This window comes from Zestomonas insulae (assembly GCF_016901015.1).
Taxonomy (GTDB): domain Bacteria; phylum Pseudomonadota; class Gammaproteobacteria; order Pseudomonadales; family Pseudomonadaceae; genus Aquipseudomonas; species Aquipseudomonas insulae.
The window spans coordinates 20089-41972 of the sequence record NZ_JAFEUP010000001.1 but is presented as its reverse complement, the minus strand read 5'-3'; the positions used below and the strand labels follow the sequence as shown (position 1 = coordinate 41972).

Annotated in this window: 21 protein-coding genes; 20 read left to right on the top strand and 1 reads right to left on the bottom strand. The window is 65.6% G+C overall.

The window, feature by feature from the left end; all coding sequences use genetic code 11:
* Positions 1 to 24 precede the first annotated feature (24 nt).
* From flgL to lpdA, 16 genes are all read left to right on the top strand, one after another.
* Complete coding sequence (flgL, locus tag JQX08_RS00200) at positions 25 to 939, top strand: flagellar hook-associated protein FlgL (protein WP_204913842.1); 915 nt, start codon at positions 25 to 27, stop codon at positions 937 to 939.
* A 12-nt stretch (positions 940 to 951) separates the two neighbouring features.
* Positions 952 to 1992: a hypothetical protein gene (locus tag JQX08_RS00195; RefSeq protein ID WP_204913841.1), complete on the top strand. Its 1041-nt coding sequence runs from the start codon at positions 952 to 954 to the stop codon at positions 1990 to 1992.
* Positions 1993 to 2111: 119 nt separating this feature from the next.
* Entirely contained in the window at positions 2112 to 2456 is a 345-nt protein-coding gene (locus tag JQX08_RS00190) for a tryptophan synthase subunit beta (RefSeq protein ID WP_204913840.1), read from the top strand.
* 200 nt (positions 2457 to 2656) lie between these two features.
* The gene (locus tag JQX08_RS00185) at positions 2657 to 3298 is read left to right on the top strand and encodes a response regulator (RefSeq protein ID WP_204913838.1); all 642 of its coding nucleotides are present in this window, start codon (positions 2657 to 2659) and stop codon (positions 3296 to 3298) included.
* Positions 3299 to 3562: 264 nt separating this feature from the next.
* Positions 3563 to 4696, top strand: coding sequence for a methyl-accepting chemotaxis protein (locus JQX08_RS22400; RefSeq protein WP_346727562.1), 1134 nt, complete (start codon positions 3563 to 3565; stop codon positions 4694 to 4696).
* A gap of 42 nt (positions 4697 to 4738) precedes the next feature.
* Positions 4739 to 5107, top strand: a complete 369-nt coding sequence (locus JQX08_RS00175) for a response regulator (protein ID WP_204913837.1) — start codon at positions 4739 to 4741, stop codon at positions 5105 to 5107.
* An 11-nt stretch (positions 5108 to 5118) separates the two neighbouring features.
* Positions 5119 to 5457: an STAS domain-containing protein gene (locus JQX08_RS00170; protein WP_204913836.1), complete on the top strand. Its 339-nt coding sequence runs from the start codon at positions 5119 to 5121 to the stop codon at positions 5455 to 5457.
* Positions 5454 to 7631 carry a chemotaxis protein CheA gene (locus JQX08_RS00165; RefSeq protein ID WP_204913835.1) on the top strand — a complete coding sequence of 726 codons (2178 nt, stop codon included), beginning with the start codon at positions 5454 to 5456 and terminating at the stop codon, positions 7629 to 7631. The genes JQX08_RS00170 and JQX08_RS00165 overlap by 4 nt, the downstream gene beginning before the upstream one ends.
* Positions 7632 to 7689: 58 nt before the next feature.
* Entirely contained in the window at positions 7690 to 9315 is a 1626-nt protein-coding gene (locus JQX08_RS00160) for a methyl-accepting chemotaxis protein (protein WP_239481937.1), read from the top strand.
* 11 nt (positions 9316 to 9326) lie between these two features.
* Positions 9327 to 9857, top strand: a complete 531-nt coding sequence (locus tag JQX08_RS00155) for a chemotaxis protein CheW (RefSeq protein ID WP_204913833.1) — start codon at positions 9327 to 9329, stop codon at positions 9855 to 9857.
* Positions 9858 to 9929: 72 nt separating this feature from the next.
* Positions 9930 to 10460, top strand: a complete 531-nt coding sequence (locus JQX08_RS00150; protein WP_204913831.1) for a chemotaxis protein CheW — start codon at positions 9930 to 9932, stop codon at positions 10458 to 10460.
* Between the two features lie 10 nt (positions 10461 to 10470).
* A complete protein-coding gene (locus JQX08_RS00145) occupies positions 10471 to 11310 on the top strand; it encodes a CheR family methyltransferase (RefSeq protein ID WP_239481936.1) in 840 nt (279 codons plus the stop codon).
* The gene (locus JQX08_RS00140; protein WP_204913828.1) at positions 11307 to 11810 is read left to right on the top strand and encodes a chemotaxis protein CheD; all 504 of its coding nucleotides are present in this window, start codon (positions 11307 to 11309) and stop codon (positions 11808 to 11810) included. The genes JQX08_RS00145 and JQX08_RS00140 overlap by 4 nt, the downstream gene beginning before the upstream one ends.
* A complete protein-coding gene (locus tag JQX08_RS00135; protein ID WP_204913826.1) occupies positions 11807 to 12865 on the top strand; it encodes a protein-glutamate methylesterase/protein-glutamine glutaminase in 1059 nt (352 codons plus the stop codon). Before JQX08_RS00140 ends, JQX08_RS00135 begins: the two co-directional genes overlap by 4 nt.
* A gap of 13 nt (positions 12866 to 12878) precedes the next feature.
* Positions 12879 to 14105, top strand: coding sequence for an EAL domain-containing response regulator (locus JQX08_RS00130; RefSeq protein ID WP_204913824.1), 1227 nt, complete (start codon positions 12879 to 12881; stop codon positions 14103 to 14105).
* Positions 14106 to 14174: 69 nt separating this feature from the next.
* Positions 14175 to 15575 carry a dihydrolipoyl dehydrogenase gene (gene lpdA, locus JQX08_RS00125; protein WP_204913823.1) on the top strand — a complete coding sequence of 467 codons (1401 nt, stop codon included), beginning with the start codon at positions 14175 to 14177 and terminating at the stop codon, positions 15573 to 15575.
* 27 nt (positions 15576 to 15602) lie between these two features.
* On the opposite strand, the gene JQX08_RS00120 is transcribed toward lpdA, so the two are convergent.
* The gene (locus tag JQX08_RS00120) at positions 15603 to 15803 is read right to left on the bottom strand and encodes a hypothetical protein (protein WP_204913822.1); all 201 of its coding nucleotides are present in this window, start codon (positions 15801 to 15803) and stop codon (positions 15603 to 15605) included.
* Positions 15804 to 16036: 233 nt separating this feature from the next.
* Here JQX08_RS00120 and JQX08_RS00115 point away from each other — a divergent pair, with 233 nt between their 5' ends.
* From JQX08_RS00115 to JQX08_RS00100, 4 genes are all read left to right on the top strand, one after another.
* Positions 16037 to 18109: a putative bifunctional diguanylate cyclase/phosphodiesterase gene (locus JQX08_RS00115; protein ID WP_204913821.1), complete on the top strand. Its 2073-nt coding sequence runs from the start codon at positions 16037 to 16039 to the stop codon at positions 18107 to 18109.
* Between the two features lie 194 nt (positions 18110 to 18303).
* Positions 18304 to 19407, top strand: coding sequence for a cell division protein ZapE (zapE, locus tag JQX08_RS00110; protein WP_204913820.1), 1104 nt, complete (start codon positions 18304 to 18306; stop codon positions 19405 to 19407).
* 269 nt (positions 19408 to 19676) lie between these two features.
* Positions 19677 to 20519 carry an IclR family transcriptional regulator domain-containing protein gene (locus tag JQX08_RS00105; protein WP_204913819.1) on the top strand — a complete coding sequence of 281 codons (843 nt, stop codon included), beginning with the start codon at positions 19677 to 19679 and terminating at the stop codon, positions 20517 to 20519.
* Between the two features lie 243 nt (positions 20520 to 20762).
* Positions 20763 to 21719, top strand: coding sequence for an AraC family transcriptional regulator (locus tag JQX08_RS00100; protein WP_204913818.1), 957 nt, complete (start codon positions 20763 to 20765; stop codon positions 21717 to 21719).
* The last annotated feature ends 165 nt before the right edge of the window (positions 21720 to 21884 follow it).

Here is a 21884-nt window from a genome sequence, read left to right as displayed (position 1 = left end):
GCGAATTAACGGGGACGGACTAGCATGCGGATTACCAACGCACAGATCACCGCCATGATGCACAACTCGATGAACAGCAACTCGGCGGAGCTGGGCAAGTTGATGCAGCAGATGGCCACCGGGCAGCGCATGATGCTGCCCTCCGACGACCCGATCGCCAGCGTGCGGGTGCTGCGCGTGCAGCGCGAAGAAGCCAGCCTGACCCAGTACCGCAGCAACATCGCCAACGTCTCCAGCAGCCTGTCGACCCAGGAAGCCAACCTGCAGTCGATGTCCGACTCGATGCTCAACGTGCGCGACCTGCTGCTGTGGGCGGCCAACGGCACCAACGCCAGCGAAGACCTTTCGGCGATGGCCGGCGAGCTGGAAAACATCGAGAAGACCATCCTCAGCTTCGCCAACGTGCGCGACGAGGAAGGCCGCTACCTGTTCTCCGGCACCCTCAGCGACACGCCGGCGCTGACCTACGACGGCGTCAGTGGCACTTACACGGCGACCGGCAACGACAAGCATCGTCAGGCAGCGGTGGCCAACGGTGTGCTGGTCGACGAGAACGTCACCGTGTCCGAGGTGTTCGGCCCTGGCGTCGACATGCTCAACCGCCTGCACGGCCTGGTCGCCACCCTCAAGGACCCGGCGCTGAACGTCGGCGATCCGGCGGTGCGCCAGCAGATCGTCGATACCCTCGACAGCCTCGACGCCAGCCACGGTGGCGTGCTCGGCGCGATCACCGAACTCGGCGGCCGGCAGAACACCCTGACCCTGCTGACCAACAGCAACGACGAGGTGTCGCTGGTCAACCAGAAGATTTCCGGCGAGCTTTCGCAGCTGGATTACGCCGGCGCGACCATCGATCTGAACAACTATCAGCTGGCTTTGCAGGCGACGCAGAAGACCTACCTGAAGATCAACGACCTGTCGCTGTTCAGCCTGCTGTAAGGAGCCGCGTTCATGAAGGTCGACAATCAGTTCCCGGCAGTCAGTGCGATCGAACCGCAGGAGCGCCGGCAGACGCAGAACGACACCCAGGTCGCGCGCACTCGCAAGGCTGCGCGTGCCCCGGTGCCGCAGGCCGCACCGAGCGAACGCAGCGCCGGCAAGAGCGCCAGCTTCAATATCCAGCTGAACCAGCAGCTGAGCTCCATGCAGTCCGCCGAAAGCTACCTCGGCGAACTGGCTGACCGCCTCGGGCAGCTCAAGCTGAGCCTCGGCCGCGAGCTGAGCAGCGCCCAGGGCGTCGATCGGCAAGGGCTCAAGCAGCAGATCAAGGACGCCAACCAGATGCTCGCCGAGCGCGCCGAACGCTCCGGCAATTCGCTCGACGCCACGCTCAAGCTGCGCCTGCACGAGCCGGTGCGAGCGCGCTTCACCCTGCAGGGCCTGGAGTCGATCAGCGACGTGCAGCGCGCCGGCAAGGAAACCCTGCTGTTCAGCGGCGGTCGCAAGCTGGCCGAGCCAGCGGCGGTGGTGCTCGACGAACAGATGAGCGAGCAGCAGATCCTGCGCCGCTTCAACGCGAGTCTCGGACAGGCCGGCATCCGTGCCGAACTGGAGCAGGGCGGCACGCTGAAGTTCTCCGCGCGGGAGAGCGACTGGCAGCAGCTCAAGGGTCAGTTGGCGGTGCAGGGCGAGGGCAAGCTGTTCCCGCACGGCCAGGCAACCCGGGTGCAGAGCGACGAGGAGCAGCTGGTCAAACTGCCGGCCGAGGCGCAGGTGGACAACCAGCGCGAACTGCGGCGGATGCTCGACAACGTGATCAACGCGTTGGACAAGATCGCGTCGCTGCGCGAGCAACTGGGCCATCGGCAAGAGGAAATCCGCGAGTTCCTGGCTCGCCAGGCCGAGCAGAACGAGCAGCAATGGGCGGCGGAGTACGCCAGCTCAGTGTTCAATCTGATGCGCGACAGCGGTTCCAGCTACGCCGCGGTGACCCAGACGGTGGTCGCCCAGGCGAACATCAGTCGATTCGCGGTTGTGAGTCTGCTTTCTTGACGAAACCTCGCCTGATGCCTTAAAGCTGCACGTGTTTGGTGCGTTCGGACAGCACCGGACTTGCTGCTGGCAGGGACCACCCGCTCAGTACACCAGCATTGACTGAAAGGCGAGAACACATGGTTTATGTACAGCGCGATGGGCAGGGTAGGTTGTTGAGGGTGGAAAAAGAACCTTTCGACGGCATGAACGACACGCTGGCGGTGCAGAGCGAAGAGCTCGATGCGTGGATCAATGCCAGGCTGGAAGTCAACAGCAAGCTCGACCTGCTCCAGCAGTCCGATCTGGAAATGGTGCGCGTGCTCGAAGACGTCGTGAACCTGCTGGTCGAGCGCGGCGTGATCAGCTTCACCGACCTGCCGGAAGCCGCGCGCATCAAGCTCGACCAGCGCGCCGTCGCCCGCGCCGAACTGGAAGGTCTGGCGGACAGCCTGACCGACACCCCGCCCGGTCTGACCAACTAGACCCATCTTCGCCTCAAGGCCACGTCACACGCCGCTTCGGCGGCAGGAAAGGTCCTCCTTGCTGAGGGCAGTTCGGCCGTTTCTACGCCCCCCCCGAAAAACGTGTTGTCAGACAACTTGCCTTCAAGCAGCATGCGCGACCGAACGAAGGCCGGGCGCTGCGTGGCCGGGTTGTGGTGGCAATGTTGAGGACGTCGAAGATGCCCGGAAGGGTTGTGTTGGTGGACGATCACGAGCTGGTCAGAGCCGGGATTCGTTCGTTACTGATGGACGCGGGTTATCAAGTGGTGGCGGAAGGCAATGACGGCGATCAGGTCGTCGACCTGCTTGAACGGCATACTCCCGACGTGCTGCTGCTCGATCTGACCATGCGCCGCTGTTCCGGGCTCGAGGCGTTGACCCTGGTACGCGCGCGTTGGCCCAGGCTGCCGGTGATCCTCCTGTCGATGCACGATACCCGCGACTACGTGCTGCAAGCGATGCAGAAGGGCGCCTCCGGCTACCTGCTCAAGGATGCCGCGGTGGTCGAGCTGTCCCTCGCCCTGCAGGCGGTGCTCGACGGGCACTGCTACCTGAGCCCGCGGGTCGCCAGTCAGGTGGTCGAGGCCGCCAGCGCCCAGACGCAGGCCGCGCCGGCCGACGAGCTGTCGGCGCGCCAGCGCGAAGTGCTGTACTGGCTGGCCAAGGGCAAGAGCAACAAGGAGATCGCCCAGCTCCTCGAGCTCAGCGTCAAGACCGTCGACACTCACCGCGCGCAGCTCATGGATCGCCTGAACGTCCGCGACCTGCCCGGCTTGGTGCGTTATGCCCTGCGCCGCGGAATCATTGGCCTGGACGACTGAGTCCTTTGCTTCAGTGGGCTAGGTAAAACTACCTGCTTGCTCGGCGAATTTTCCGGATTGGTGCGGCGCCAATCCTTGGCTATGATGGCAAAAGGCTGCTACTCGCAGCGCTCAAGTCCACAGCTCCCTGGTCGATACATTTTGTGACGGATTCCTCGCACGCCTCGCGCGTGGCGTGGAGCCGTGTCCGGGCGGCGGAGCGCGACGCATCCGCCTGCAGAATCAAGTGGTTTGCCTTGCTCCACGTAGTACGGAGAGACGCTTATGGATGGTAGTTCGCACCTGGTGCCCCAGGTTCCCCGCGGCTGGTTGCTCACCGGTCTGCTGTTGATCCCCGTGCTGTGTATCGCGCTGGCCGCCGTCTGGTGGCAGGGCGTGCTGGCCGCTGCGGTGCTGTTGGTCTGGCTGGGACTGTTCGTCAGTCAGCTACGCGGCGCGGAGCAGCCGAGCCGCAGTTTCGACGACGAAACGCAGTTGGCGCAGCTGCAGGCCGATCAGCACGCGCTGCGTGGCCTGCTTGAGGCGGTACTGCCCCTGTGGGGCCGGCACATCGAACTGGTCAACGGGCAAACCGGCGATGCCACCAATGGCCTGACCGAGAAATTCCTCGGCATGAGCCAGCAGATGCGCGAGGTCCTCGACCTGGGCGCCGCGCAGGGCGGCATGGGCACCTTCGAAGTGCTGCGCACCGCGCAGGTCGAGCTGCCGCGCGCGGTGAAGATGCTCGATGACACGCGCACCGAGCGCGAATGCTTCCTTAACGAAATCCGCGAGCTGAGCGGCTTCGTCACCGAATTGCACGGCATGGCCGAAGACGTGGCGAAGATCGCCGCGCAGACCAACCTGCTGGCGCTCAACGCAGCCATCGAAGCGGCCCGTGCCGGTGAATCCGGGCGCGGCTTCTCGGTGGTGGCCGACGAGGTGCGCAAGCTGTCGACCATGTCGGGCGGCACCGGCGCCAAGATCACCGAGAAGGTGCAGGTCATGGGTCGCTCGATGGAGTCGATGGTGACCCGCGCCGAGCAGATGGACACCCTCAACCAGAGCAAGCTGAGCGAGGCCGAGCAGATCGTCGGCAACGTGCTGGGCGATCTGGCCAGCGGCGTGGCCCAGCTCGAGCAGCGCCTGGAACTGCTGCAGGGCAACAGCCGTGAGGTCGAACACTCGATCAACGCGGTGCTGGTCGACCTGCAGTTCCAGGACCGCGTCAGCCAGATCATCTCCCACGTCACCGCCGACATGCAGCGCCTGCAGGCCAGCCTGGGGCAGGGCAGCGTGCCATCCAGCCGCGAATGGCTGCAGGTGCTCGAGGCCAGCTACACCACCCTGGAGCAGCAGCGGGTGCACTCCGGCCAGAGTTCGTCGGGCGTGCAGCAGTCCTCGGTGACCTTCTTCTGATCTTCTTCTGATCTTCTTTGCGTTCAAACAGGAATCAAGGCTATGGGCAAGACCGTGCTGGTAGTGGACGACTCGGCGAGCTTTCGACAGGTCGTCGGCATTGCGCTGAAAAGCGCGGGCTACGACGTGCTGGAGGCCTCCGATGGCCGTGATGCGCTGAGCAAACTGGATGGTCGCAAGATCAACCTGATCGTTTCCGACGTGAACATGCCGAACATGGACGGCATCACCTTCGTCAAATCGGCCAAGCAGCTGCCGGCCTACAAGTTCACCCCGGTGATCATGCTGACCACCGAAGCCGGCGAGGCGAAGAAGGCCGAAGGCAAGGCCGCCGGTGTGCGCGCCTGGGTGGTCAAGCCGTTCCAGCCGCCGGTGCTGCTGGATGCCGTTTCCAAGCTGATCCTGCCGTGAAGAACTGAGCGATGGCCACAATCAACAGCCGCGAAGAAGCGGGCCGCCGCTTCTTCGAAGTGGTGGGTGAATTCAACATCTACAGCGCGGCGCAGCTCAAAGACGAGCTGGTCGGGCTGTTGGCCGACCATCAGCAACTGGATATCGACCTGGCCGCGGTGGAGGATTTCGACAGCACCGGTGTGCAGATCCTCCTTCTGCTCAAGCGCGAAGCGCAGCGCCAGGGCAAGAACCTGGCCTTCGTCCAGCACTCAGCCAGCGTGCGCGAGGTGCTCGACCTGCTCAATCTGGTCGCCGAACTGGGCGACCCCCTGGTGATTCCCTCGAACGCCGGCGGAGGTCGCGCATGAACCTGGATCAAGCCCGCGGCGCCCTGGTGCAGGAGGGCCGCGAACTGCTGGCGGCGATGGAAGACGCGCTGCTGGAAATCGAAACTGACGGCTGCGACGCCGACCGGGTCAACGCGATCTTCCGCGCCGCGCACACCATCAAGGGCTCGGCCGGCTTGTTCGGCCTGCAGTCGCTGGTCGACTTCACCCATGTGATGGAAAGCCTGCTGGACGAGGTGCGCAACGGCGAGCAGACGCTGGACGGGCCGATGCTGTCGCTGCTGCTGACCTGCGGCGACTACCTGGGCAGCCTGCTGGCGGCGATCGAGGACGGCAGCGAGGCGATCGAGCCGAACGCCGGTCTGCGCGCCCATCTGCTCAGCCAGCTGAACGAATACCTGGAGCAGGCGCCGGTCGTTGAGCCGGCGCCGGCGGCGTTGATGCCGCAGGTGCAGGCCAGCGGTCGCGTCGACGTGCTGGAAGGCGAGGCGGTGAGCAGTGAGCTGTGGCACATCTCGCTGCGCCCGAACGCCGACGTGCTACGCAACGGCATGGACCCGCTGTCGTTCCTGCGCTACCTCGGCAAGCTGGGGCGCATCGCCTATGTGCACACGCTGACCGAGCGGATTCCCGCGGCCGCCGAGTTCGACGCGGAAAGCAGCTATCTCGGCTTCGAGATCGAACTGGAGTCCGACGCCAGCAAGCAAACCATCGAGGAAGCCTTTGAGTTCATCCGTGAGGATGCGCAGCTGCTGATCCTGCCGCCGCACAGTGCCATCGAGGCCTACATCGAGCTGATCAGCAGCCTGCCGGAAGCCCCGGCGCGCCTTGGCGAGATTCTCGTGCGCAGCGGTGCACTGACCGCCCACGAGCTGCAGCGCGTGCTCGAGCGGCAGAGCGCCGCGCCGCAACCGGCGCCGCCGCTGGGCACCCTGTTGGTCGAAGAGCAGTTGGTCGCGCCGCCGGTGGTCTCGGCGGCGCTGCACAAGCAGAAGCAGGCGGAAGACAAGCGCGTCCACGAGCAGGTGTTCATCAAGGTCGAAGTCGGCAAGCTCGATCAGTTGATCAACCTGGTCGGCGAGTTGGTGATCGCCGGCGCCGCGGCCGGCCTGGCGCTGCGCCAGGGCGACACGGCGGCGATGGCCGAGGCCAACGAAGGCGTCGCCAGCCTGGTCGAACACATCCGCGACGCCTCGCTGTCGCTGCGCATGGTCGCCATCGGTGAAGTGTTCCAGCGCTTCCCGCGCGTGGTGCGCGACATCAGCAAGGAGCTGAACAAGGACATCGAGCTGCTGGTGACCGGTGCCGACACCGAGCTGGACAAGTCGATGGTCGAAAAACTCGCCGACCCGCTGATGCACATCGTGCGCAACGCCATGGACCACGGTGTCGAGCCGTCCGAGGCGCGCCTCGCAGCCGGCAAGACCGCGCGTGGCACGCTGCGCCTCAACGCCTATCACGAGTCCGGCAGCATCGTCATCGAAGTCAGCGACGACGGTCGTGGCCTGGATCGCCAGCGGATTCTCGCCAAGGCCATCGAGAAGGGTCTGGTGCAGGCGGAGCAGCAGCTCAGCGACAGCGAGGTGTTCCGCCTGATCTTCGAGCCGGGCTTCTCCACCGCGGCGCAGATCACCAACCTGTCCGGACGTGGCGTGGGCATGGACGTGGTGCGGCGCAACATCGAGCAGCTGCGTGGCGAGGTCGAGGTGCTCAGCGAATTCGGTTACGGCACCACGGTGCGCATCCGCTTGCCGCTGACCCTGGCGATCATCGACGGCTTCCAGGTGCGCGTGGCCAACGAGACCTTCGTGCTGCCGCTGGACCAGGTGGTCGAGTGCGTTGACCTCGGCGAGCAGGACAACCTGCACGACCTGGCCAGTCTGCGCGGCGAGCCGCTGCCCTATGTGCGTCTGCGCGAGCTGTTTGGCCTGGCGGCCAATGGCGGGCAGCGCGAGAGCCTGGTGGTGCTGCAGTTCGGGCAGAGCCGCGCGGGGGTGGTGGTCGATCAGTTAGTGGGTGAATTCCAGGCGGTGATCAAGCCGCTCGGACAGATTTTCGCGCAGAACAAAGTGCTCAGTGGTTCCACGATTCTCGGCGACGGCAGCGTCGCGTTGATCCTCGATGTACCGCATTTGATCCAGCGTGCCAGTTCCGTCAGCGAAGTGCCGGCCCGACTCGTCTCCGAGACGGTTTGAGCGGCGCCAGCGGCAAGATAATTCCAACAGTTTGTGGGAGAAAAAAATGCAGTGGTTCATGAATCTTCGGCTTGGCGTCAAGCTGACCATCACCTTCGTGCTGGTGGCCTTGGTATCGGTGGTGGTGGGTGCCTTCGGCATCAGCAACATCAAGAAAGTGGACGGCATGATGACCAGCATGTTCGTCGATCGGCTGGTGCCGATCCGCGACTTGGGCAAGGTGCAGGCCGAGACCATCCAGTACGCGCGCCGCATCTATGTGGCCACCGTGCTCAACGAGCCGGGCGAGATCGCCAAGCAGCTGGAAGAAAACCGTCAGTCCGAGCGTCTGGCCGATGATGCCTTCGCGGCCTATCGCGGCACTTCGCTGGTGGATGCCGAGAAGCGTCTGATCGAGAAGTACGACCAGCAGCTGCCGGCGTACAAGGCGGCGACCAAGAAGGCCACCGACCTGCTGCTGGCTGGCCAGCAAGCCGAAGCGGTGCGCGTGTTGCGTGAGGAAGCGCGTCCGCTGTTCAGCCAGGTGACTGAAACCCTGGCCGAGCTGATCAAGGTCAACGACGACACCGCGCAGAAGGTCAACAGCGAGTCGACCGAGATCACCCACAGCATCAGCGTCTTCATGATCAGCCTGATGGTCGGCGGCTTCATCCTCGCCATCATCATCGGTCTGCTGGTGACCCGCATGATCATGCGCCAGGTCGGCGGCGAGCCGGCCGAAGCGATGGACGCCCTGCAGCGCGTAGCCGCCGGCGACCTGACCATGGACATGCAGCTGCGTCACGGCGACAGCACCAGCATGCTGTACAGCCTGCAGCAGATGATCACCAAGCTGCGCACCATCATGGGTGACGTGCGCATGACTGCCGACTCACTGGCCTCGGCCTCCGAGCAGGTCGCCGCGTCCGCCCAGGCGCTGAGCCAGAACGCCTCCGAGCAGGCCGCCAACGTCGAAGAGACCAGCGCGTCGGTGGAAGAAATCGCCGCGACCGTGGCGCAGAACAGCGAGAACGCCAAGGTCACCGACAACATGGCGCGCCAGTCGTCGAAGGACGCCGGCGAAGGCGGCGACGCGGTGCGCGAGATGGTCAACGCCATGCGCCAGATTGCCGGCAAGATCGGCATCATCGACGACATTGCCTACCAGACCAACCTGCTGGCGCTCAACGCGGCGATCGAAGCGGCACGTGCCGGCGATCACGGCAAGGGCTTCGCGGTGGTCGCGGCGGAAGTCCGCAAGCTGGCCGAACGCAGCCAGGTGGCCGCCCAGGAAATCGGCGCGGTGGCCGGCGACAGTGTGACCCTGGCCGAGCGCGCCGGGCAGCTGCTCGACCAGATGGTGCCGTCGATCCGCAAGACCGCCGACCTGGTGCAGGAAATCTCTTCGGCGTCGCGCGAGCAGAATTCCGGCCTGGAGCAGATCAACCTGGCGGTCACCCAGCTGGCGCAGACCACCCAGCTGAACGCTTCGGCGTCCGAAGAGCTGTCGTCTACCTCCGAGGAAATGAGCGGCCAGGCCGTGCAGCTGCAGGAGATGATCCAGTACTTCCGCATCTCCGGCGGCGTGGCGCACAGCAACCTGAATGTGCCGTCGCGCAAGTCGATGCCGAGCAAGCCGGTCGCCGCAGTCAAGCGCGTGCGGATCGAAGAGCCGGTCGATGAAACGGCGTTCACCCGCTTCTAGGAGGCCTTGCCATGACGACCTTGCCAGCTTCGGCTGAGGGCCGCCTGGCGGCCCAGCAGGAGCAGCCGCGGACTCAGCAGTTTCTCACCCTGACCCTGGGCGCCGAGCTGTTCGCCCTGCCGATCGAGAACATCCGCGAGATCATCGAGTTTGGCGGGCTTACCGAAATACCGCTGATGCCGGCGTTCCTGCGCGGGGTGATCAACCTGCGCGGGGCGGTGGTGCCGGTCATCGACCTGTCCGTGCGCTTCGGCCGCGAACGCACGGCGATCGGCAAGCGCACCTGCATCGTGATCCTCGAGGTGCCGCAGGCCGAAGGCCTGCAGCTGCTCGGCATCATCGTCGACGCGGTCAATGAAGTACTGGCGGTGGAAGGTCATCAGCTGGAGAGCCGCCCGGCGTTCGGCGCGCGCATTCGCGCCGACTTCATTGCCGGCATCCTCAAGCAGAACGAGCAGTTCGTGATCGTCCTCGATATTCGCCAGACCCTGTCGGTCGACGAGCTGACCGAGCTGGTCGGCATGGCGGCGCAGGTCTCGTGATGCCGGCGTCAATGCATACGCACACCGATTGTTTCGCTGTAACCGTGGTTACTCAATGCTAAGGGCCTTGCCATGACGACCCTGCTGGCTGCGGTGAACCGCACCGGAATCCGTGACGAGAAGCCGCTGACCCAGCAGTTCCTCACCCTGACCCTAGGCAGCGAGCTGTTTGCCCTGCCGATCGAGCACATCCGCGAGATCATCGAGTTCGGCGGACTGACCGAGATCCCGCTGATGCCGGCGTTCCTGCGCGGGGTAATCAACCTGCGTGGTGCTGTGGTGCCGGTGGTCGACCTGGCGGTGCGCTTCGGCCGCGAGCGCACGGCGACTGGCAAACGTACCTGCATCGTCATCGTCGAGATGCTGCAGGAGGACGGACCGAAACTGCTCGGCATCATCGTCGACGCGGTCAACGAGGTGCTGAGCATCGAGCGTCAGCAGCTGGAACAGCGGCCGTCGCTGGGCAGCGGCGTGCGCGCCGAATTCATCGCCGGGATTCTCAAGCTCAACGAGCGTTTCGTGATCGCTCTCGACATCCTGCAGATGTTGTCGCTGGACGAGCTGGATCAACTGGCTGGCGCGGTCGATCTGGCGAGCGCATAAGGACACAGGCATGGCGTACGGTATGGCGATGGCTTCGGAGCGGCAGATCGAACTCAACGAACACGAGTTCCGTCTGCTGCAACGGCTGTTCTACGAGCAAGTCGGCATCCAGTTGCTGCCGGTGAAGAAGCCGCTGATCTGCGGACGCCTGGCCAAGCGCCTGGCGGCCCTGCGCATGGACAGCTACCAGGACTACCACCGCCACCTGGTGTCGCCGGCGGGGGCGGAGGAGCTGGAGATCGCGATCGACCTGATCACCACCCACGAGACCTATTTCTTCCGCGAACCGAAGCATTTCGACTACCTGCAGCAGGCGATCCTGCCGACGGTACCGAGCAATGCCGACTTCCGTGTCTGGAGCGCCGCCAGTTCCTCCGGTGAAGAGGCCTACACCCTGGCCATGCTGCTCGACAGCGAGCGCCCGCATCATCCGTGGAGCGTGGTCGGCACCGACATCAGTCAGCAGGTCCTGGCCAGCGCGCGGCGCGGGCTGTACATCATGGGCCGCGGCCAGCGGATTCCGCAGCACTACCTGAAGCGCTACTGCCTGAAGGGCAAGGACCGCTACGAGGGGCACTTCCTGGTCGAGCGCGCGCTGCGCGAGCGGGTCGAGTTCCGTCACGGCAACCTGACCAAGCAGGCGCCGGAACTCGGCCAGTTCGACGTGGTGCTGCTGCGCAACGTGCTGATCTATTTCGACGTGCCGACCAAGCAGCAGGTGCTGAAGAACGTGCTGGAGCGGATCAAACCGGGCGGCTGGCTGATGGTCGGCCATTCTGAGGCGCTGCACGACACCGGCCTGCCGCTGGAACTGGTGACCTCGTCGATCTACCGCAAGGTGGTGCGATGACCGGTAGATGCTTCCTCAATCCCGGCGACCTGTATTTCGGCGAGGAAACCCTGGTCGAAACCCTGCTGGGCTCCTGTGTGGCGATCACCCTGTGGTTTCCGCAGGCGCGCAAGGGCGGCATTTGCCACTTCCTGCTGCCCGGCAAGCGGCGCGTGCCTGAGTACAGCCGGGAGATCGATGGCCGCTACGGCCGCGAGGCCTGGGTGTGGCTCAAGCAGCAGGTGCGCCGCCACGCGCTGGTACTCGAAGAGGCCGAAGCCAAGCTGTTTGGCGGCGCACGCAGTCTGTCGACGGCGGACGAGCGCCTCGACAGTGCGGTGGGTGAACAGAACATTCGCTTCGCCGAGAGCCTGATGGCGCAGGCCGGCATGCGGGTGGTCAACCGTGACCTGGGCGGCGAAGGCTGCCGCTACCTGCGTTTCGACCTGAGCAGCGGCGAGGTCTGGGTGCGCCGCGGCGGCGCCTTGCAGATCGCAGCCAACGAGCGGAGAACGGGATGAGCATCAAGGTAATGATCGTCGATGACTCGGCGGTGATGCGTGAAGTGATGCAGCAGCTGCTCGCCCCGCACCGCGACATCGAGGTGGTGGGCACGGCGATGGACCCGCTGATCGCCCTGCAGAAGATGCAGCGGGTGTGGCCGGACGTGATCCTTCTCGACGTCGAGATGCCGCGCATGGATGGCATCACCTTCCTGCGCCAGATCATGTCGACCCGGCCGACGCCAGTGGTGATCTGCTCGAGCCTGACCGAGAAGGGCGCCGACATCACCCTGCAGGCCTTGTCCGCCGGTGCGGTCGAGGTGATCACCAAGCCGACCATGGGCCTGCGCGACTTCCTCCAGGACAGCGCTCAGGAAATGGTCGGCGCGATCCGTACCGCCGCCGGTGCGCGCTTGCGTCCGCAGCCGGCGGCCCGCGAGCCGGAACGCAAACTGAGCGCCGATGCGCTGCTCGAGGCGCCGAGCGGTAGCCTGCTCAACCAGCGCACCACCGAGAAGATCGTCGTGCTCGGCACCTCCACCGGCGGCACCCAGGCCCTGGAGAGCGTGCTCTCGGCGCTGCCGGTCAATGCTCCGGGCATCGCCATCGTCCAGCACATGCCGGAGAAGTTCACCCGCAGCTTCGCCCAGCGCCTCGACGGTCTGTGCGCTATCGAAGTGCGCGAGGCGCAGAGTGGCGACCGGCTGATTCCCGGCGTGGCGCTGATCGCCCCGGGCGGCAAGCACATGCTGATCAAACGCAGCGGCGCGCAGTACGTGGTCGAGGTCAAGGACGGTCCGCTGGTCAGCCGTCATCGGCCGTCGGTGGACGTGCTGTTCCGTTCCGCCGCGCTGCAAGCCGGGCGTAACGCGCTGGCGGTGATCATGACCGGCATGGGCGACGACGGCGCACGCGGTCTGAAGGAAATGCACGAAGCCGGCGCGCGCACCTTCGCCCAGGACGAGGAGAGCTGCGTGGTCTTCGGTATGCCGAAGGAAGCGATCAAATTGGGCGGCGTCGATCAGGTGATTTCTCTGGACGATGTTCCGCAACTGATCATGAGCTGGCGCTGAGAGGGCGATATCAATGAATCGACTACCCAAACATGTGCTGGTGATCGACGACAGCGAAGTGCAGCGCCAATTCATCGTCGAGCTGTGCAGCGACCTGGGCGTGGAGGACATCCTCCAGGCGGTGGACGGCTTCGATGCCGTGGCGCAGTTGAAGACCAACCAGGACATCGAGGCGATCATCCTCGACCTGGAAATGCCCGGCATGGACGGCGTGCAGGTGCTCCACGAGCTGGCGCGGCTCGGCCTGGATACCGCGGTGATCGTCGCCAGCGCCCGCGAGAGTGTGCTGCTCAGCGTGGTCGAGAACATGGGCAAGAGCCTCGGCCTGCACCTGCTCGGCGTGCTGCAGAAGCCGCTGCTGCGCGACCAGCTGGTGACCAGCCTGAGTCGCTTTTCCACCGTGCGCCAGCACGCCGAACAGCACGACGGCAAGCCGGCCGGTCCCGAGCTGAGCGAGGAGGAGGTGGCGCGGGCGCTGCGCAACAAGGAGTTCGTCGCTTACTTCCAGCCGAAGATGTGCCTCGCCGACGGCGCGCTGAAAGGCGTGGAAGCGCTGATCCGCTGGCAGCACCCCGAGCACGGCCTGCTCGCGCCAGGCTGTTTCATCGATCTGATCGAGCGCAGCCAGTACATTTCCGAAATGACCCTGCAGATGCTCGACATGTCGCTGCAGCACTGCCGGATCTGGCACGACGCCGGTTACCCGCTGAGCTTCTCGATCAACGTCTCGGCGCGTTCGCTGGCCGATTCGCGACTGGCCGACGCGATCGTCGAGCGGGTTGCCGCCAGTGATATCGCGCCGCGCTACGTGATTCTGGAAATCACCGAAAGCGCGATCATGACCGACCTCAGCACCACCCTTGGCACCCTGGCGCGTCTGCGCTTGAAGGGCTTCGGCCTGTCGGTGGACGACTACGGCACCGGCTTCTCTTGCATGCTGCAGCTGTCGCGCGTGCCGTGCTCGGAGCTCAAGGTCGACCGCGCGTTCGTTAACGGCGCCAGCCAGAGCGCGCACCTGCGCATCCTGCTGGAAAGTGCCCTGGACATCGCCCGCAAGCTAAACCTGCGGGTGGTCGCCGAGGGCGTGGAAACCCGCGCCGATTGGCTGCTGTTGCGCGAGCTCGGTTGTGGCGAGGCGCAGGGTTACTTCATCGCCAAACCGATGCCCGGCGACGCCATGCTGGCCTGGTGGCGCAGCAACCGCGAGCGCTTCCTCGCCCCGAGCACGCTCGACAGCTGAATCCCCGGCAAGGGCGAACCGATTGCCTATGCTGATCCCTTCCAGTCAATACGAAAGGGGGGGATCAGCATGAGTAATTACGATGTGGTGGTGATCGGCGGTGGCCCGGGCGGCTACAACGCGGCCATCAAGGCCGGCCAGCTGGGGCTCAAGGTGGCCTGCGTGGAAGGCCGCGAAACCCTCGGTGGCACCTGCCTGAACGTCGGCTGCATGCCGTCCAAGGCGCTGCTGCATGCGTCGGAGCTGTACGAGGCGGCCAGCGGCAGCGAGTTCGCCACCCTCGGCATCGAGGTCAAGCCAACGCTCAACCTGGCGCAGATGATGAAACAGAAGGCCGACAGCGTGAGCGGTCTGACCAAGGGCATCGAGTTCCTGTTTCGCAAGCACAAGGCCGAGTGGATCAAGGGCTGGGGCCGCATCGACGGGCCGGGCAAGGTGGTGGTCAAGGCCGCGGATGGCAGCGATCGGGTGCTGCAGGCCAAGGACATCGTCATCGCCACCGGCTCGGAACCGACCCCGCTGCCCGGGGTGACCATCGACAACCAGCGCATTCTCGATTCCACCGGCGCGCTGGCGCTCGGCGAAGTGCCCAAGCACCTGGTGGTGATCGGCGCCGGAGTGATCGGCCTCGAGCTGGGCTCGGTGTGGCGGCGCCTCGGCGCGCAGGTCACCGTGGTGGAATTCCTCGACCGCATCTGTCCCGGCCTCGATGGCGAAACCGGCAAGGCCCTGCAGCGCTCGCTGAGCAAGCAGGGCATGACCTTCAAGCTGAGCGCCAAGGTCACCGGCGCCAAGGCCTCGGCCAGCGGAGTGACCCTGGACATCGAGCCGGTCAGCGGTGGCGCGGCGGAATCCCTGGCCTGCGACTACGTGCTGGTCGCCATCGGCCGCCGCCCCTACACCCAGGGCCTGGGGCTGGAGAGCCTCGGTCTGGCGACCGACAAGCGCGGCATGCTCGCGAACCAGAAACACCGCACCGGTGTTCCCGGCGTGTGGGTGATTGGCGATGTCACCTCCGGGGCGATGCTGGCGCACAAGGCGGAAGACGAGGCGATCGCCTGCATCGAGCAGATCGCCGGCAAGGCTGGCGAGGTCAACTACGACCTGATCCCCAGCGTGATCTACACCAAGCCGGAAGTCGCCAGCGTCGGCAAGAGCGAAGAGCAACTCAAGGAGGAGGGCCGTGCCTACAAGGTCGGCAAGTTCCCGTTCACCGCCAACAGCCGGGCGAAGATCAACCACGAGACCGAAGGTTTCGCCAAGGTCATCGCCGACGAGCGCACCGACGAGGTATTGGGCGTGCACCTGATCGGCCCGAGCGTCAGCGAGATGATCGGCGAGTACTGTGTGGCCATGGAGTTCTCGGCGTCCGCCGAAGACATCGCGCTGACCTGCCACCCGCACCCGACGCGATCCGAGGCGCTGCGCCAGGCGGCGATGGACGTGCACGGCGAAGCGATGCAGATGTAACTCCTGAGCGTCGGGTGGCTCTGGTGGCTACCCGGCCAACCGCTCCAGCTCGCGACGCACCATGTTGGCGAAGGCCGGCGGGCTCATCGCATACAGCTCGGCGGCCACCCAGCTCAACCAACGACCCTGTAGGCGTTCGCGCTCGGCGAGCAGCCTTTCGGCTTCGGCAGTGGCACGTGCCTGATGTTCACGGTGGAAGTCGGCGCGGGACGGCGAGGGCGGTTTCATCGGTAAATCGCTCGCGAAAAGAAAGGCGCTTGCAGTTTATCCCGTTCGCCTCAAGCACTTGTCGGCATTGGCTGCAGGCGCATAACGCGACTGACTGGTCATTGGCAGTCACATCGGGCGCGCCGTTCGTCTTGGGAGTCAACAATTCCGTTGGCAAAGCGCGGCTTGTGATATCAGAATGGCAGCATCCCTGATGTCCATTGCAGAGCCTCGCGCTGCAATGCGGAGTATTCATGCTTGCCAGTAGTTACAACGAAGTCCTGGTCGTCTTCTCGCTGATCGTCGCCATCCTCGCTTCCTACACCGCCCTCGACATGGCTGGCCGGGTTTCCACCGCCAGCGGTCGTTCGGTCTCGCTGTGGCTGGCCGGTGGTGCCTTCGCCATGGGCATGGGCATCTGGTCGATGCACTTCGTCGGCATGCTGGCGTTCAGCCTGCCGATTGACCTCGGTTATGACCTCACGCTGACGGCGGCCTCGCTGCTGATTGCCGTTGCCACCTCGGCCTTCGCGCTGTGGCTGGTGTGCCAGCAGGAGCTGCCGTGGACGCGCCTGGCGCTCGGCGCGCTGCTCATGGGTGTGGCCATCGCGTCGATGCACTACACCGGCATGGCCGCGCTACGCATGATGCCGGGCATCGTCTACGACCCGGTGTGGTTCGTGCTCTCGGTGCTGGTGGCCATCGTTGCCTCGGGCGCGGCGCTGTGGATCGCCTTCCGCCTGCGCCAGCATTCGGCCTGGGTGGTGGTGAGCCGCGCTGGCGCGGCAGTGGTGATGGGCTGCGCGATCGTCGGCATGCACTACACCGGCATGGCCGCCGCACAGTTCCCCGAGGGCAGTTTCTGCGGTGCGGCCAATACCGGCATCGATACCAACTGGCTGGCGATCCTGGTGATCGTGGTGACCCTCGCGGTGATGGCCATCGCGCTGATCATCTCGGTGCTCGACTCGCGTCTGGAGCAGCGCACCGCCTCGCTGGCCACTTCGCTGGCGCAGGCCAACAGCGAGCTGATGCAGTTGGCCCTGTACGACAACCTGACCAAGCTGCCCAATCGCATGCTGCTCAGCGACCGTCTGGAGCAGGCGATCCAGAAGGCCAGCCGCGACCACAGCAGTTTCGCCGCGTTGTTCCTCGATCTGGATGGTTTCAAGGCGGTCAACGACGCCTACGGCCATCACCGCGGCGACCAGTTGCTGGTCGAAGTGGCGCAGCGCATCCGCGAGACCATGCGTGGCCAGGACACCGTGGCGCGCCTGGGCGGCGACGAGTTCGTCCTACTGGTGGAGATCGGCGACCCGACCGATGCGGCGAAGATCGCCGAGAAGCTGATCGAGACCGTGCGCCAGCCGTACTCCATCGAGCGCCACGAGTGCTTCGTCTCGGCGAGCATCGGCATCGCCGTGTACCCGGGCAATGGCAATAGCCAACATGAGCTGCTGGTCAACGCCGACGCGGCCATGTACCACGCCAAGGATCAGGGCCGCGACGGCTACTGTTTCTTCGAAAGCTCGATGAACGCCAACGCCCACGAACAGCTGCAACTGCTGCAGGACCTGCGCCATGCGCTGGAGCGCAACGAGCTGGTGCTCTATTACCAGCCCAAGGTGCTTGCCCCGAACGGCCAGACGACCGGCGCCGAGGCGCTGCTGCGCTGGCAGCACCCGCAGCGCGGCCTGCTGGCGCCGGACCAGTTCCTGCCGCTGGCGGAGAAGACCGGGCTGATCGTGCCGATCGGCCAATGGGTGATCAACGAAGCCTGCGCGCAGATGCGCCGCTGGCGGGTGCTCGGCCGTGAGGACTGGAGTGTCGCGGTGAACCTGTCCGCCAGCCAGTTCGCCCACTCCGGGCTGGTGGAGACGGTGCGCAGCGCGCTGCAGCGCCATGCGCTGGAGCCGCGCAACCTGACCCTGGAAGTCACCGAGTCGACCGCCATGCGCGACGCCGACACGAGCCTGGCGATCCTCGACCGCCTGGCGGAAATGGGCGTGAGCATCTCCATCGACGACTTCGGCACCGGCTACTCGAGCCTGCTCTACCTCAAGCGTCTGCCGGCCACCGAACTGAAGATCGATCGTGGCTTCATCCGCGAACTGGAGGCCGGCAGCGACGACGCGGCGATCGTCGCGGCAATCATCGCCCTGGGCCGCACGCTCAACCTCAAGGTCATCGCCGAGGGCGTGGAAACCACGCCACAGCGGAGCTTCCTCACCGAACTGGGCTGCGACTCGCTGCAGGGCTACCTGCTCGGTCGCCCGATGCCGGCCCAGCAACTGACCGACAGTTTCGTCACCCCCCAGCCAGCTTGATCGCGCTGCCCGCGACGAATCCGTTCGATTAGCGGGCGGACAGCGCAGCGGCGCGCGGACAGCGCGTCCTGCCCTCGGCTAACCTGACGCCTTGCCACGGCTACGCTGCCGGCAACCACTGCCGCAGCGCGTAGTCGAAGGCAGGAGCATGCGCCGCTTCGGGATGCGCAGGCCGGTGCAGAGAGGCTGTTGTTTTGACTTCCCAGTCGTTTGAACCTGAACAGGACGCGCTGGCCGAACCGGTCGAGCAGCGCGTGCGTCGGCATTTCGCCGCCACCCTTGACGAGCGTGGCTACCGCGCCGACGCCGCCCAGCAGGCCGCCATCGACGCCCTGGCCAGCTGGCTCGAAGCCTGGCTGGCAGGGCGCCACGGCTGGCTGCGCCGCCCCGTGGCGGGTGTCTACCTGTGGGGCGGAGTCGGGCGCGGCAAGAGCTTCGTGATGGACGCGTTCTTCGCCGCCGCGCCGGTGCAGGCCAAGCGCCGCGTGCATTTCCACGCCTTCCTCCAGGAGCTGCAGGTGCGCATGCATGCGCACAGCGGGCAGGCCGATCCGCTGGCGCTGGTCGCCCGCGAAGTGGCTGGCGAAGCGCGCCTGCTGTGCTTCGACGAGTTCCACGTGCACGACATCGGCGATGCCATGCTGCTCGGCCGGCTGCTCAAGGTGCTGGTCGAGGAGGGCGTCGGGCTGGTCTGCACGTCCAACTACCCGCCGGCCGGCTTGTGCCCCAATTCGCTCTACCGCGAGCGCTTCAAGCCGGCCATCGAGACCATCGAGAAACGCTTCCAGATCGTCGAACTGGACGCCGGCGAGGACTACCGGCAGCACAGCAGCGCACTGGAAAACTGGGGCGGTTACGTCTGGCCGCTGGCCGACGTGGCGTCGCGCTGGCTGGAACAGCGGCTCGGCCTGGATACCGCGGTCGAGCGCGAGCTGAAGCTGACGGTCAACCACCATCCGCTGGCCGTGCGGGCGTTGCAGGACAACCGCATCTGGCTGGACTTCGACGAGCTGTGCCGGCGCCCGCATTCCAGCGTCGACTTCCTCTGGCTATGCCAGCGTTACCGGCGCATCGCGATCAGCGACGTGCCCTGTCTGCGGGGCGAGGGCATCGACGTGCAGCAGCGCTTTCTCAACTTCGTCGACATTGCCTATGACAGTCGCATCCAGCTCTGGCTGAGCTGTGCCGCCGACCTCGACACGCTGTGCCAGGGTGGCTCGCACGTCGACTTCGCCCGCACGCTCAGTCGTTTGCGGCAGTTGTCGGCGACGCGGATGGAGCAGGCAGACCCCGTTTAGGGCGGAGGACCAGGCCCCGGCGATGCGTGTGGCACCGCGGGGAGGCTGGCAACGAGGGGAAGTGCCGGCGTCGCCTTGTGAGCCGCGCCGCGCCGAACCGTCCAGGCGCGGATAGCTCCGGAAGGCGGGCGCCCCTGTTGTACCTGACCAGTGACTTTCGTGGGCGCCGAAGGCGACGCCAAGGTAGAGGCGGGCGGCGTTTCGGTCAATTGCGATTATCGAACTGCCGTTCGATAATCGGTCGATCTCCGTCGCAGGATCACGCCCCCATGAACGACGAACAGCGCCCCAGCCCGGTGCCCCTGGCGCCGCCGATCATCGCCTCGCCGGCCAAGCGAATCGAGGCGTTGACCGGCGATCCGAACTTCATGACCTCGCTGGCGCGCGGCCTGGCGGTGATCCATGCGTTTCAGGAGCGCAAACGCCACCTGACCATCGCGCAGATCAGCCACCGCACGGAAATTCCCCGTGCCGCCGTGCGCCGCTGCCTGCACACGCTGATGAAGCTCGGTTACGTGACCACCGATGGACGCACCTACTCGCTGCTGCCCAAGGTGCTGACCCTCGGCCACGCCTACCTGTCGTCGACGCCGCTGGCGGTGACCGCCCAGCCGATCCTCGATCGGATCAGCGAGCAGCTGCACGAGGCCTGCTCGATGGCCACCCTGGAAGGCGACGAGATTCTCTACATCGCCCGTTCGGCGACGCCGCAGCGGCTGATCTCCGTCGACCTCAGCGTCGGCGGTCGTCTGCCGGCCTACTGCACCTCGATGGGTCGCATCCTGCTCGCCGCCCTGGATGACGCGGCGCTGGAGGACTACCTCGAACACGCCGACCTGCAGATCAAGACCAGTCGCACCGTGCATACCGCGGACGCGCTGCGCGCGAGCATCGAGGAGATCCGTCGCCAGGGCTGGGTGATCATCGACCAGGAGCTGGAAGTCGGTCTGCGCTCGCTGGCGGTGCCGGTGCGCGATTCCGCCGGTCAGGTGCTCGCCGCGCTGAACGTCGGCACCCATGCCGGCCGGGTCAGCCGCCAGGAGCTGGAAACCCGCTTCCTGCCGGTGCTGCTGGACGCCAGCCGGGAGTTGAGTACCCGCCTGTTCACCTGAGCGCAGCGGGCAAAGTGTTCGCTGATCGCCCGCTGAATCGAAGGTCGAATTGCTTTCCCGGCGCCGCGCTCCGTAGTGTGCGAGCGAACCGGGTCGCCTGCCCGCTACCGGCGCGGAGCAACCGTTTATCACGTTGCCGATCCGCCGGGCTCTGAGTCACATAAGATCAAAGCGTGATCAGCCGCGATGCATGCCTAGGCATGCCGATCGACGGCCAACGATAACTACAAGAGTGCCTTGCCGATGGACAGTCGCCTGCTGAGCGAACGCAGTAGCGTGTTCGAGCGCGCCGATCCGTACGCGGTTTCCGAGTACGTGAACCAGCACGTCGGAGCGCATGGCATCCGCCTGCCCGCCGTCGGCCATCCGCAAGCCAGCCTCAGCCATCGCCAGTTCGCCAGCCTCGACCTGTGCCGCATCAGCTACGGCGGCGCGGTGCGCGTCACCTCGCCGGCGCTGGAGACCATCTTCCACCTGCAGATATTGCTGCGCGGCCACTGCCTGTGGCGCGGCCACAAGCAGGAGCACTATTTCGCCCCGGGCGAGCTGCTGCTGATCAACCCGGACGATCCGGTCGACCTGACCTACTCGGATGACTGCGAGAAGTTCATCCTCAAGTTGCCCACCGCGCTGCTCGAATCGATCTGCGACGAACAGCGCTGGCAGCGGCCGGGGCAGGGCGTGCGCTTCCTCGAGAACCGTTACCGGCTCGACGCGCTGGACGGCTTCACCGGTCTGCTCGGCATGGTCTGCCAGGAGGCGGAAAGCGGCGAGCCGCTGCCGCGCGTGCAGGACCACTACGCGCAGATCGTCGGCAGCAAGCTGCTGACCCTGCTGAAGACCAACGTCAGCCGCGAGAACCTCTGCGCCCAGGCGGCGAGCTTCGAGCGCATCGCCGACTACATCGCCGGCAACCTCAAGCTGGACATCAGCAGCGAGGACCTCGCCCAGCAGGCGCGCATGAGCCTGCGTTCGCTGTACGCGCTGTTCGAGCGGCATGCCGGCACCACGCCCAAGCACTACATCCGCCAGAAGAAGCTCGAACGTGTGCACGCCTGCCTGGCCGACCCCAGTTGCCACGTGCGCAACGTTACCGAACTGGCGCTCGACTACGGCTTCCTGCACCTCGGGCGCTTCTCGGAAAGCTATCGCCAGCAGTTCGGCGAACTGCCCTCCGATACCCTCAAGCGCCGCGGCTGATTCCGCGCATCCCGCACCCCCGGCTTCCCCTGTAGGAGCGAATTCATTCGCGATCCGACGGCATAGTTGTCGGCGCTGTTCGCGAATGAATTCGCGCCTACCGGCCTTCCCTGACGATTGCCACCGCGCTGCACAAAACGGATAGCGATCTGCACAAAGCGGATA

Coding starts and splice junctions, on each gene's coding strand:
- flgL (WP_204913842.1), top strand. CDS start 25: ATGCGGATTACCAACGCACAGATCACCGCCATGATGCACAACTCGATG.
- JQX08_RS00195 (WP_204913841.1), top strand. CDS start 952: ATGAAGGTCGACAATCAGTTCCCGGCAGTCAGTGCGATCGAACCGCAG.
- JQX08_RS00190 (WP_204913840.1), top strand. CDS start 2,112: ATGGTTTATGTACAGCGCGATGGGCAGGGTAGGTTGTTGAGGGTGGAA.
- JQX08_RS00185 (WP_204913838.1), top strand. CDS start 2,657: ATGCCCGGAAGGGTTGTGTTGGTGGACGATCACGAGCTGGTCAGAGCC.
- JQX08_RS22400 (WP_346727562.1), top strand. CDS start 3,563: ATGGATGGTAGTTCGCACCTGGTGCCCCAGGTTCCCCGCGGCTGGTTG.
- JQX08_RS00175 (WP_204913837.1), top strand. CDS start 4,739: ATGGGCAAGACCGTGCTGGTAGTGGACGACTCGGCGAGCTTTCGACAG.
- JQX08_RS00170 (WP_204913836.1), top strand. CDS start 5,119: ATGGCCACAATCAACAGCCGCGAAGAAGCGGGCCGCCGCTTCTTCGAA.
- JQX08_RS00165 (WP_204913835.1), top strand. CDS start 5,454: ATGAACCTGGATCAAGCCCGCGGCGCCCTGGTGCAGGAGGGCCGCGAA.
- JQX08_RS00160 (WP_239481937.1), top strand. CDS start 7,690: ATGAATCTTCGGCTTGGCGTCAAGCTGACCATCACCTTCGTGCTGGTG.
- JQX08_RS00155 (WP_204913833.1), top strand. CDS start 9,327: ATGACGACCTTGCCAGCTTCGGCTGAGGGCCGCCTGGCGGCCCAGCAG.
- JQX08_RS00150 (WP_204913831.1), top strand. CDS start 9,930: ATGACGACCCTGCTGGCTGCGGTGAACCGCACCGGAATCCGTGACGAG.
- JQX08_RS00145 (WP_239481936.1), top strand. CDS start 10,471: ATGGCGTACGGTATGGCGATGGCTTCGGAGCGGCAGATCGAACTCAAC.
- JQX08_RS00140 (WP_204913828.1), top strand. CDS start 11,307: ATGACCGGTAGATGCTTCCTCAATCCCGGCGACCTGTATTTCGGCGAG.
- JQX08_RS00135 (WP_204913826.1), top strand. CDS start 11,807: ATGAGCATCAAGGTAATGATCGTCGATGACTCGGCGGTGATGCGTGAA.
- JQX08_RS00130 (WP_204913824.1), top strand. CDS start 12,879: ATGAATCGACTACCCAAACATGTGCTGGTGATCGACGACAGCGAAGTG.
- lpdA (WP_204913823.1), top strand. CDS start 14,175: ATGAGTAATTACGATGTGGTGGTGATCGGCGGTGGCCCGGGCGGCTAC.
- JQX08_RS00120 (WP_204913822.1), bottom strand. CDS start 15,803: ATGAAACCGCCCTCGCCGTCCCGCGCCGACTTCCACCGTGAACATCAG.
- JQX08_RS00115 (WP_204913821.1), top strand. CDS start 16,037: ATGCTTGCCAGTAGTTACAACGAAGTCCTGGTCGTCTTCTCGCTGATC.
- JQX08_RS00105 (WP_204913819.1), top strand. CDS start 19,677: ATGAACGACGAACAGCGCCCCAGCCCGGTGCCCCTGGCGCCGCCGATC.
- JQX08_RS00100 (WP_204913818.1), top strand. CDS start 20,763: ATGGACAGTCGCCTGCTGAGCGAACGCAGTAGCGTGTTCGAGCGCGCC.